The 9,896-nt window shown below is 57.2% G+C and carries 9 protein-coding genes; 2 read left to right on the top strand and 7 right to left on the bottom strand.

Features of this window, described 5'->3' with window-relative positions; translation table 11 throughout:
- Positions 1–75: 75 nt before the first annotated feature.
- From WEB64_RS09015 to rpe, 4 genes are all read right to left on the bottom strand, one after another.
- Positions 76–654 carry an aminodeoxychorismate/anthranilate synthase component II gene (locus WEB64_RS09015; protein WP_368060204.1) on the bottom strand — a complete coding sequence of 193 codons (579 nt, stop codon included), beginning with the start codon at positions 652–654 and terminating at the stop codon, positions 76–78.
- 15 nt (positions 655–669) lie between these two features.
- Positions 670–2,157 (bottom strand): anthranilate synthase component I, encoded by a 1,488-nt coding sequence (gene trpE / locus WEB64_RS09010; RefSeq protein ID WP_368060206.1) that lies wholly within the window; start codon positions 2,155–2,157, stop codon positions 670–672.
- Between the two features lie 251 nt (positions 2,158–2,408).
- Positions 2,409–3,101 (bottom strand): phosphoglycolate phosphatase, encoded by a 693-nt coding sequence (locus tag WEB64_RS09005; RefSeq protein ID WP_368060208.1) that lies wholly within the window; start codon positions 3,099–3,101, stop codon positions 2,409–2,411.
- Complete coding sequence (gene rpe / locus WEB64_RS09000) at positions 3,098–3,766, bottom strand: ribulose-phosphate 3-epimerase (RefSeq protein ID WP_368060210.1); 669 nt, start codon at positions 3,764–3,766, stop codon at positions 3,098–3,100. Before rpe ends, WEB64_RS09005 begins: the two co-directional genes overlap by 4 nt.
- A 93-nt stretch (positions 3,767–3,859) precedes the next feature.
- Here rpe and WEB64_RS08995 point away from each other — a divergent pair, with 93 nt between their 5' ends.
- Positions 3,860–4,792, top strand: coding sequence for a DUF3530 family protein (locus WEB64_RS08995; protein WP_368060212.1), 933 nt, complete (start codon positions 3,860–3,862; stop codon positions 4,790–4,792).
- 15 nt (positions 4,793–4,807) lie between these two features.
- Here WEB64_RS08995 and WEB64_RS08990 read toward each other — a convergent pair whose 3' ends face one another.
- Genes WEB64_RS08990 through WEB64_RS08980 form a run of 3 tightly spaced genes read right to left on the bottom strand, consistent with a single transcriptional unit; the run spans position 4,808 to position 7,280 of the window.
- The gene (locus tag WEB64_RS08990) at positions 4,808–5,554 is read right to left on the bottom strand and encodes a molecular chaperone DjlA (RefSeq protein ID WP_368060214.1); all 747 of its coding nucleotides are present in this window, start codon (positions 5,552–5,554) and stop codon (positions 4,808–4,810) included.
- Positions 5,555–5,557: 3 nt separating this feature from the next.
- Positions 5,558–6,244: an N-acetylmuramate alpha-1-phosphate uridylyltransferase MurU gene (gene murU, locus WEB64_RS08985; RefSeq protein WP_368060216.1), complete on the bottom strand. Its 687-nt coding sequence runs from the start codon at positions 6,242–6,244 to the stop codon at positions 5,558–5,560.
- 4 nt (positions 6,245–6,248) lie between these two features.
- Positions 6,249–7,280, bottom strand: coding sequence for an aminoglycoside phosphotransferase family protein (locus WEB64_RS08980; RefSeq protein ID WP_368060218.1), 1,032 nt, complete (start codon positions 7,278–7,280; stop codon positions 6,249–6,251).
- A 283-nt stretch (positions 7,281–7,563) separates the two neighbouring features.
- On the opposite strand from WEB64_RS08980, the gene WEB64_RS08975 reads away from it, so the two are divergent.
- Positions 7,564–9,885: an LPS-assembly protein LptD gene (locus WEB64_RS08975; protein ID WP_368060820.1), complete on the top strand. Its 2,322-nt coding sequence runs from the start codon at positions 7,564–7,566 to the stop codon at positions 9,883–9,885.
- Positions 9,886–9,896 lie beyond the last annotated feature (11 nt).

The following is a 9,896-nucleotide window of genomic DNA, read 5'->3' as shown; positions in this document are numbered from 1 at the left end:
ACGTATTCATGGGCGTGTTTGGGAAAACCAACCCCGGCATCGGTCGGGCTCGATTCCAGCGTCGGGCCCGATATATTAGCTTCTCAGGAAATTCCGCAACAGTTCGTGCCCTTGCTCAGTCATGATCGATTCCGGGTGAAACTGTACGCCTTCAATGGGCAGCGTTTTATGCCGAACGCCCATGATTTCCTCCACCGAGCCATCTTCATTCCGGGTCCAGGCGGTGACTTCCAGACACTCGGGCAAGGTTGCTTTGTCGATAACCAGGCTGTGATAACGGGTGGCCTGCAATGGGTTATTGAGACCTCTGAATACCCCGGCGTCGGAATGGTAGACAGGCGAAACCTTGCCATGCATGACCCGCCCGGCGCGAATGACAGCACCACCGTAAACCTGACCAATCGCCTGGTGGCCCAGACATACGCCGAGAATAGGCAATTTGCCAGCAAAATGCCGGATGGTATCCATCGAGATGCCCGCTTCATTGGGGGTGCATGGCCCCGGCGAAATTACCAGGCGTTCGGGCTTCAGGGCTTCTATGTCAGCAACCGAAATCTCATCGTTGCGGTAGACCTGAACATCTGCACCCAATTCGGCCAGGTACTGGACGACGTTGTAAGTAAAGGAGTCATAATTATCAATCATCAGCAGCATAATCGTCTCCTTGCCTCAGTGGTCGAAATCGTTCAGGGTCATGGCCACTGCGCGGAAGATCGCACGGCCCTTGTTCATGGTTTCCTTCCATTCCAGACGAGGTATCGAATCCGCCACTACGCCCGCACCGGCTTGTATGTGGAGGGTCTGGTCCTTGATAACCGCAGTACGGATGGCAATGGCGGTATCCATATTGCCGTTGAATGACAGGTAGCCTACTGCGCCTCCGTAGACGCCCCGTTTGACAGGTTCCAGCTCGTCGATGATCTCCATTGCCCGGATTTTGGGCGCACCACTGAGTGTTCCCGCTGGCAGGGTAGCGCGAAGCACATCCATGCACGACATGCCCTCTTTCAGGCGACCGGTGACATTGGAGACAATATGCATAACGTGAGAGTAGCGCTCCACGATCATCCTGTCGGTCAGTTTCACGGTGCCGGTTTCAGATACGCGGCCAGTGTCGTTACGGCCCAGGTCGATCAGCATCAGGTGTTCGGCAATTTCCTTGGGGTCTGCCAGCAGCTCTTTTTCCAGCGCGTTGTCTTCGGCATCGGTGGCACCACGCTTCCGGGTGCCCGCGATGGGCCGAACCGTGACTTCCTCATCTTCCACCCGGGCGAGAATCTCTGGCGAGGAGCCAACAATCTGAAAGTCCCCGAGATCCAGAAAATACATATAGGGTGAAGGGTTCAGTACCCGCAGGGATCGATAGAGATTCAGAGGGGGTGCCTCGAAGGGAATCGACATGCGCTGGGAGATCACGGTCTGCATGACATCGCCGTCCAGCACGTAATCCTTGATCTTGCCTACCGCGGCTTCGAATTTATCCTGGCTGAACCCGGAGATAAAATCGCTTTCATCCACCACATGGCCCCGCAGATGGTCGGGAGTCACCGGAGCATCGGCCACCTGCCGGTGCAGGCGGGCTTCGAGTTCGTCCAGGGTGTGCTGGGCACTTTCATATGCGCCTTCGAGAGAAGGATCGACGTGGGTGATCAGGTGCAAGCGCCCCCGCAGGTTGTCGAACACCACCAGATCATCGGACACCATCAGCAGGATGTCCGGAGTCCCGATTTTGTCGGGCGGGCAGCTTTGCGTCAGTCGTTTCTCTATGTAGCGCACGGTGTCATAGCCGAAGTAGCCTACGAGGCCGCCGTTGAAACGGGGTAGTTCTTCAAGATCCGGCGCCTGGAAACGCTGCTGGTAAGCTTCGATAAAGGCCAGGGGATCATCGCTATGGGTTTCTTCTATCAGTTTGCCGTCACGGCTGATGGAAATCTGATGGTTGTCCACCCGAAGCACTTCCCGGCAGGGTAGGCCGATAATGGAATAACGGCCCCATTTTTCTCCGCCCTGAACGGATTCGAGCAGATAGGTATAAGGTGCATTGGCAAGCTTGAGGTAGGTGCTTAATGGCGTGTCCAGATCAGCCAATACTTCCCGGTAAATGGGAATGCGGTTAAAGCCGGCCTCGTTAAGGGAGGCGAAGTGCTCGGGTGTCATGATAATCATCCTGGATTCTGATCTGCGGGTCCGACCGGTTGCGCCAAGGCGACCACATCGGTCAGAGTTTAGGCAACTGGTTACCACAGGTGTGTAGCAAGATATAAACCGCCGGTTTCAATTCAGCCAGTACGCCATCGCCACCAGCGCGTAGCCTGGGGGGTCAGTACACTGTGAGTTGCAGTCAGAATCATTCCCTGCACGGCAGGAATCTCCCGAAATCAAGTAGGTGAGAGGAACTAGCCACGAGATTACAAAAGCTCCGCCAGTGAATCAACCACTATATCCGCGCCAAGTTCGTCCACAGGTGTGCCATAGGTGTAACCATAACGAACCGCGACCACCGGCATACCGGCATTGCGGGCGGCGCGAATGTCGTTTACCGAATCCCCCACCATCAGGGTGGTTTCAGGCGTTCCGCCCAGTTTGCCCATTGCGTGGAGCAACGGCGAGGGGTCGGGTTTTTTCAGGGGCAGTGAGTCTCCGCTTACAGAGACCTCGAACCAGTGGTCCAGGCCCATCATCTTCAACAGTGGCCCGGTAAAAGCGTGGGGTTTGTTGGTCACTACTCCCAAGCGGCAACCTCTGGCACGTAGTGCTCGCAGCCAGATTTCCACTCCGTCGTAAACCTGAGCCTGCTGGCCATTCAGGTCGGCATAAGCGGTGAAGAACAAATCCAGCGCCTGGCGGAAGGTAAGCTCGTCGGAAACGGTGTCTATCTCATGGTCAAAGTCGCCCGCGAGGGCGCGGCGAACCAACACTGCAGCCCCATTGCCAACCCACTCACGCACTCGGTCCTCGCCTACGGGGGGGCGCCCAAGTGCTCTCAGCATCTGGTCGATGGCGGCAGACAGATCAGGCGCACTGTCGACCAGGGTGCCATCCAGATCAAACAATACCGTAGCGGGCCCCTGGCCCTTGAACAGTTCTGTCAGCGTCATCATGTGTTAGCCAGTTCAGTCCGCATTTTGTCGATGGTGGCTTTATAGTCATCGGTATTGAAGATGGCAGAGCCGGCGACGAAAGTATCGGCGCCTGCGGCGGCAATTTCGCGGATGTTCTCTATTTTTACGCCTCCGTCGATCTCGAGGCGAATATCCAGAGCGCTGTCGTCAATACGCTTGCGGGCTTCTCGTAGCTTGTCGAACGTGCCGGGGATGAACGACTGGCCACCGAAACCGGGGTTCACCGACATCAGCAGGATCATGTCGATCTTGTCCATCACATAATCCAGGTGATGTAGGGGGGTTGCCGGGTTGAACACCAGACCAGCCTTGCAACCACCGTTGCGAATCAGTTGAAGGGACCGGTCGATATGGCCGGTGGCCTCCGGATGAAAGGTGATGTAGCTGGCCCCGGCATCGATGAACATGCGGATCAGGTCATCCACTGGGGAAACCATCAGGTGCACGTCGATCGGGGCAGTGACACCGTGTTTCCTCAGTGCTTGGCACACCATGGGCCCAATGGTGAGGTTGGGCACGTAATGGTTATCCATAACATCAAAATGCACGATGTCCGCACCTGCAGCCAGAACGCTGTCGACTTCCTCCCCCAGACGGGCGAAATCAGCGGACAAAATGGACGGTGCAATCTGATAGGGCTTCATGAAGGCTCTCTCGACAAGACTGGAAGTATTCCGGTGGCAGTGACCACCTGCAAAAGAATGATAGTCTAACACTTTAGGGGATGGGGTTTCAGGATGCGGCAAAAGTTAAAAAAAGGTTTGATGTTTACCCTCCCGGTGCTCGTCGCGATAGGGCTCTGGTCATCTGTTTATGCTCAGGATGAGGTTGAAGAAACTCGCTCCGAACGGGTGATGGTGTCGCCTGATGTGGATTCCGAGGCCTTGGCTAAAGCTCTTCCCGAACAGGCTATCTGGTTGGAAAACGAGCGGTCTGGTCGTGCCCTCGCACTTTTCGAGGCAGAGCAGACGGCGCAGCCCAAAGGCGCGGTATTGCTGCTGGCTGACGAGGGCCAGTCCGCCAACACCGGCTTGGCGGGAGCGATACGCGAGCCTTTTGCTGAAGCTGGCTGGGCAGCTATGACACTGGGGTTGCCCGCGCTCCCGCTAGTCCTCGATCAGGCCCGTAGGGCCAAACAGCTCCAGCGCAGCGCGGTGAGTGAAGAGTCGGCCTCAGCCGAGGGGCAGCTCGATGATGAGCAGGAAACAGAAGCCGTCATGATTGACGTGATGGACAGCGATGAACTGGCCAAACTGGGAGAGGACTATCAGGCCCGCGTTCAGGCCCGACTTACGATGGCTGTAGACGAGCTCACAGAGCGGGGGTATGAGCGCCTGGTACTGGTAGGAATCGGTCGCGGCGCCAGCCATGTCATCTCGCACCTGGCGGAGGGGACCGCTGCGCAGGCGGCCGTAGTGATGATTGGGGCGGAATTTGAATCAGCGGAGGGGCAGCCAATGATCGACACACTGAAGGCGGTGCCTGGGCTGTCACTACTGGATATCGTCAGCAGCCGGTCCGGGCTCGCCGGGGCAAAAGCCCGTCAGAGCCGTATGAAGCGAGAAGGCGTGGCAGGTTATCAGCAGCGGGCATTCGCTATGGGCGTCCGTCCGCTACCCAGGGATGCCCGTGGGCTGGTCAATCGGATGACAGGCTGGCTGCGTTCGTGAGAGTGAACATGCTGTTTAATGTCGCCGCTTTATCAGCTCCCAGGCCTTTTGATAACGCAACAGGCGTTCTTTGGCGAGGGCAATGTCGGTTTCGTCGAGATTCCGGTCGAGCTTGTCCGGGTGGCACTCAGAGACCCGCCGGCGATAGGCCTGCTTGATTTTATTGAGCTCTTCCCGGGTGCCGACTCCGAGTAGCTTGCAGGCCTGCTCATAACTGTCCGGCAAGGGCTGCAGCTCCGGCCGGGTAATCCAGACCTTACGCGCGTAGCTGTCGAGGATTTTCCGCATCAGACCCGGGGGTAGCCCCATCCGGTCAATGGCGTCTTCGCAGCGGTATCGGCGTGATCTGGTGGGCTGGCCCTGTAGCTGACTTGCGTGGCACAGGCAAAAGACGACCCGTAATGCTGGCGAGGGCCACGCCCACTGGCTGAGACGCAGCCGCAGGGCACGCCAGGAGGAAGGTTCCTCCGCCTGCTTGCCGGATTGAAACTGGTCAATGGCCTTGCGACGCTGCCGCGGGGACAGTTTCAGCGCTTTCATCAGAGCCTCGGCAAAACCGATATCAGCACTGGTTACGTGGCCTTCGGATTTGGCAATGTAGCCCAGGAAGTAGAACAGACTTCGTCTGCACCACCCCGGCAGTCGGGTCCGGGCGATCAGTTCGCTGGCTTGATGGCCACAGGCATTAAGCTCTTCCAGCAAGACTTGGAATTCTGATTCAATGCGAGCAGGCACTAAAGATTCACCGGCAGACGAGGCCATGGATTAAGCTCCTTCCAGTCGTGCCAGCTGCCGGTCAAGCTCGTTCAGTCTCTCCGGGGTGCCGATGTCAAACCAGAGGCCCTGATGATGAATGCCTTCCACCTGGTGTCGTTCCATGGCGGCTTTCAGGATAGGTGCCAGTTTTCGCTTGCCGTGCTCAAGGCCGTCAAACAGGGAGCGGTGCAGAAGGCTGATGCCGGAAAATGTCAGTGCAGGATTACCATGATCGTGAACGCGACCACGGTGATCAAGGCCAAAGTCGCCGTCGGGATGATGGGGTGGATTATCCACCATCACTAATAGTGCAGTGGTTTCACCGCTCGGCGGCGTCAAATCCGCGAGGTCGAAATCGCTCCAGATATCGCCGTTAACCACTACAAACCAGTCCTGCCCGTCGCCGGTCAGCAGCGGCAGCGCCTGTAAGATACCCCCGGCTGTTTCCAGCGGTTGTTGTTCCCGGGAGTAGGTGATGACCAGGCCGAATCGGGAACCGTCGTTGAGGGCGGATTCAATCTGTTCGCCCAGCCAGGCATGGTTAATGACAACCTGACAAAAGCCAGCGGACTTCAGCCGTTCGAGGTGATGAATAATCAGAGCTTTGCCTCCGGCTTTCAGCAGAGGCTTTGGGGTTGTTAAAGTCAGCGGCCGCATGCGCTCCCCCTTACCAGCGGCCAGAATCATCGCATTCACCTGTTCAGTGACCTCCAGTGTCAACTGTTTGTGGCTGTGCAGAAAGTGTTGTCAGTTTTGGTTCTACCACATCCCGCAGCCAGCCGTTAAGGTGGCGCAACGCCGGTTGCCGCCCACTCGCCTCCACCAGATAGTGCACGGTTCGCGGAATATCCGCCAGATAACTCTGTTTGCCATCCCGGATGGCAAGCCGCGCGAAAATTCCCGCCGCCTTGAGGTGGCGCTGCATACCCATCAACTCCAGCCACTGGCGGAAGGTGTCGGGGTCAGCGTGATGCAGGCCCGCCTCCATGCTGATGGTACGGTAGTACTCGATCCACCGGTTAATTTGCTGTTCGGGCCACCGGATATAGCAGTCCTTAAGCAGCGATACCAGATCATAGGTTACTGGCCCGCGTACGGCATCCTGGAAGTCAATCACACCCGGGGCTGAAAGACCTTTACGGATCAGCAGGTTGCGGGAGTGATAGTCCCGGTGCACGGTCACTTCGGGTTGGGCCAGGGCGCTTTCCCGGAGGAACGCAAAGGCAGTATCCAGCATGCACTGTTCGCCGTTGGACAGGTCAATGCCCAGTTGTCGGGTCAGAAGCCAATCAGGGAATAGTGCCATTTCCCGATTGAGCAATTCGTTGTCATAGAGCGGTAAGGGGTGGTCCGGATGATCCTTGATCTGCTGGATTCGGCAAAGCTCATCAAGGGCGCCGGTGTATAGCTGATCTGCATTGTCGTTATCGAGGGCGCCGAGCATCAGGTTATCGCCGAAATCTTCGAGTAACAAAAAACCGAGGGCCAGATCTTCTGCGTAAATTTCCGGCACTGAAACACCTTGGCTTAGCCAGTGTTGAGCGATCGCCACAAACGGGCGACAATCTTCGTGCTCTGGCGGAGCGTCCATGGCGATACAGCGGGACCCTGGCGTTGCCACTCTGAAATAGCGCCGAAAACTGGCATCGCCGGAAACCGGTGACAGCGCTGCCTGCTCAAAGCCAGGCTGCTGCTGAACCCATTGGGTGAGTGCGTGTAGTCGGGTGTCCATGAACGGCTCTGCTACTTTCTTGAGGGCTGTGAACCACGAAAGTTAGCAGATGCTGCCATGGCACGTAAAAGGGTTTTATTAAAACGGTTTCCGTTAACAAGGCTAAGTGCGGCGTGTAAACTAGTGTCCCGTCTGGCTAATTCGTTGACCTAGGCGGTCCTTAATAATCGCCATCCATCTCCGGACAGGGATCCCCCCCATCGTGCCAGTTTATCCAAGCAATGTGCTCACTCCGGCGCTGCTGAAGCAGCTGGCTGGCGGGCGTGTTCTGTGTAAGGGGGGTATGGTTTTGGCAGTGGTGCTGGCGGGCCCTGTGAAGGCGGTGGCCGACCAACCGTTAACTGCCGCCGAGACCGATTGGCGAGCAAGAGCGGAGTTGCCAGAAGCACAGCGTAACGCCCTGCCGGAATTCTGTGCCGGAGGCTACCTGCAACCGGAAGGTTATCGGCAGGAAGCCGGGATGGGAGCCGTACCGCCGGACAACAGTGGCGAGCCGCTGCGGGCCAGCGGTCTGTCAGCCCGCTATGAAATCGACCAGACGCTTTGGTTGCAAGGGGATGTCCGTCTGCGCCAGGGCCAGTTTGACGTCACCGGTTCTGAGGCTCGCTACAATCAGACAGATGGTCGGCTCAGCCTCACCGGCCCTCTGGTGAGCCGAGGGCAGGGTGTTTTGTTAACTGGCGAGAAGGCAGGTTATGACACCGGCACTGGCCGTCTTGATATCGACAGCGCCACGTTTCTGCTACACGCGGCTGAAATGCGTGGCTCGGCACTTAGTCTCTCGCAGCCGCAGTCAGGCCAGGTAGTCATTCGACAGGGCAACCTGACGACCTGTGCTCCGGGCCAGAATGACTGGGCGTTGGTGGCTTCCGAGATTGAGCTTGATCAGATAGAGGGGGTTGGCGAGGCGCGACATGTGCGGCTGGAAATAAAAGATGTTCCGGTTTTCTATTTGCCCTACGCCAGCTTCCCGATTGATGACCGTCGCAAGAGTGGCTTTTTATACCCGGCCTTCGGAACGTCAAATACCGGCAGCGGAGGTTTTTTCTCAGTACCCTATTATCTGAATCTTGCTCCCCACTACGATGCTACGCTGACACCTCAGTATATCCATGGCCGAGGCCTTTTTAGTGAGGCGGAGGGGCGTTACCTGTCGCCCCTCGGGGAGTCCGTTCTCCAACTCGGCTATATCGCCAATGACGGTGCCTACGAAGACGAAGAACCTGGGGCTGATGGCGAGCGCTGGGGGCTGGATTTCAGCACCCGGGCAAGCTTTGGGTCAGGCTGGAGTGGGTATGGCGATTACTCGGTGGTGTCCGATAATGACTACCTCAGTGATCTCAATCGCGGCCTTGAGATCAGCCAGGCAACGCATCTTGTGCGTCGTGGTGGGGTGCGCTATACCGATCGTCAGCAGTTTTTCGAGCTTTACCTGAATGGTTATCAGACCATAACGGACCGAATTGCGGATCAGAACAAGCCCTACGACCAGTTACCAGAGGCGCTATATGGGGTTGAGAGAGACTGGGGTTTTTTCGAGACCGTGTTCGAAGGTCAGTACACCTGGTTTGATCGTGACAACGCCGGGCTGACCGGGCTTGACCGTGCCACCGGCCAGCGCCTTCGAGTGCTGCCTGAGCTGGCGTTGCCGATGCGGGCGCTGTGGGGTTATGCCCGGCCTTCGGTAACGCTGGATCACACCGTTTACGAATTGGAAGACTACACCGCTGGCGATGGCAGTTTTGTCCGCACCGTGCCGGTGTTTGAATGGGACTCGGGGTTGTACTTTGATCGTCAGTCCACATTGTTTGACATACCGTATAATCAAACGCTGGAGCCAAGGCTCTATTACGCCTGGGCAGACGCCGATGATCAGAGTTTCATTCCGGATTTTGACTCGGCCATTCAGGGCTTTCGTTTCGACGATCTGTTTTCCCGTAACCGGTTTACCGGCGGCGACCGCGTAGGCGATACCAACCAGCTCGCCACCGCAGTTACCACGCGTTTTAATGACCTGAACACTGGTGCCGAACGAGCCCGGTTGAGTCTCGGGCAGCTCTACTATTACGATGATCGCGAGGTTACCCTGAACGGCCAGGGCGCAGATGACCGCAGTGGCTCGGCCCTGGCAGGCGAGGCGGTTCTGCGGCCAATTGACACGCTTGATATCCGAACGTCCGGATTATGGGATCCGCGTACACACCAGACCGTTGAAGGTCGCAGTCAACTGGTGTTTCACTCGGAAAATTATCGGTATCTGGCCACGCTCGGACACACCTATCGACGCGGGGAATTTGAACAGTCGGATATCGGCGCGGTTTTTCCTGTCACAGATAATGTCAGCCTGATTGGCCGCTGGGTTTACGATTCGCAGACTGACCGAACCGCAGGCTCGCTGGCCGGAATTGAATATAATAACTGTTGCTGGAGTGTCCAGTTGGTCAGCCAGAATTACCTGACCGACGATCAGACCCTCGAGAACCGCATCCTGTTCCAGGTCCAGCTAAAAGGCCTGGGTGGCAGCGGTGGTTCATCGGGGCGGGTGTCGGAGGCCATTTATGGCTTCGAGGAAAGAGAACGCCGCCGGTTCGGGCTTCGTGACTAAAACGGAAGCAC

It is taken from the genome of Marinobacter sp. (genome assembly GCF_040882185.1).
Taxonomy (GTDB): Bacteria; Pseudomonadota; Gammaproteobacteria; order Pseudomonadales; family Oleiphilaceae; genus Marinobacter.
Note: the sequence above shows the minus strand (reverse complement) of the source record. Positions and strands in the feature narration are given on the sequence as shown.